This is a genomic window from Streptomyces colwelliae (assembly GCF_048158785.1).
Taxonomy (GTDB): Bacteria; Actinomycetota; Actinomycetes; order Streptomycetales; family Streptomycetaceae; genus Streptomyces.
Window position 1 is genome coordinate 1 of record NZ_JBLTJC010000810.1, and the last position, 1,214, is coordinate 1,214.

The following is a 1,214-nucleotide window of genomic DNA, read 5'->3' on the forward strand; positions in this document are numbered from 1 at the left end:
CGCGGCGGGCTGCGCCGTACCGCCACGACCCGCTCCCGTTTCGTCGGCGGCTGCGGGCTCGTGGGGGTTTGGGAGTTTGGGGGTGTGGGTGTCAGCGCGGGTGGCGGGTTGTGCCTGTTAGGCGGGCCAGTGCTTCTGTTTCGCGGGGTGGTTCGCCTGTGAGGTCGCCGATGCGCCAGGCCGGTACCCAGGGCACGCGGTAGACGTCGATCACGGACTCGATGGCCTTGACGTGGGGGGCGAGCTGGCGGGGGAGCCGTCCGGGCGCGTCCGCTACGAGGACTACGGCGTCCAGGTCGAGCCCGGCCGGGGCAGCGCCGCGCCGGAAGACCTCCAGGGCGCGGGAGACGGCGGCCAGGCCTGCCGCGTGGGTGCGGGCGACGAGCAGGATCGATGGTGGGTCCTCGGGGCCCGGCCAGTCGCGTCCGCAGTCCTGGCCGCCGTAGACGGAGGCGAGGGTGGTGGCGCCGGTGCCGCCGTGGGTGGCGACCCAGGAGAAGCGGCGTGGGCCGAGGGGTGCGCCGGTGGGGATACTGGAGGGGCGCTCGGGTGCTTCCGGTGTCCCTGCGTGCGGGCCGTCGGCTACCGGTCCGCGGAGCCAGATCTCCGGGCCCTGCCGTCCACCTGTCTGCATGACCGAGCTCCTCCCTCGTGGCCCCGCCGCATCCTCACGGCATCCGAACGGGTGCGCGACGGGTCCGGGAACTCCTGGGACGAGGCTGTGACGTCGCGGTTACCTGAGAACCGGAAGGGAACGGCGAGACTCAACAGTACGCGTACGAACGGATCTTGACGCTGGAGAGCGCGGGCCGACTCTCCGACGGATGCGAGTGAGGGAACCGATGACTCGACTCAGCCGCGAGAAGAAGCGGGAACAGAAGCGAGCCGCACGCTCGGCACCCGCGGCGTCCCCCTTCGAGGTACGCGTACCCGTGGACGGCGCCGGCGCCGGCGGTGCGTCGATCGGCGGAGTGCCGGTGGTGGTGGCCGAGGGCGAGGAGATCCAGCAGGCGGTCCTGAGCCACCTCCACCGCATCGCCACGGCCACCGGTCATTCCGTGCACGCCACGATCCACGACGCTCGGATCGGGTACGTCGTTCCGCTCCAGATCGATCCGGATGGGTCCAGTCACTTCTCGGCGGAGCCTTGGGCGATCGTCGGTGCGGGTGCGGGTGCGGGTGCGGGTGCGGGTGCGGGTGCGGGTGTCGGGGAG

At 72.2% G+C, this 1,214-nt stretch carries 1 protein-coding gene and 1 pseudogene; one reads left to right on the forward strand and one right to left on the reverse strand.

Going from position 1 to position 1,214, the window contains the following annotated elements:
* Positions 1–91: 91 nt before the first annotated feature.
* Positions 92–634 (reverse strand): DUF6668 family protein, encoded by a 543-nt coding sequence (locus ACNFOC_RS54525; RefSeq protein ID WP_416966335.1) that lies wholly within the window; start codon positions 632–634, stop codon positions 92–94.
* Between the two features lie 208 nt (positions 635–842).
* Here ACNFOC_RS54525 and ACNFOC_RS54530 point away from each other — a divergent pair.
* A pseudogene (locus ACNFOC_RS54530) lies at positions 843–1,214 on the forward strand (tetratricopeptide repeat protein); the annotation flags it as partial.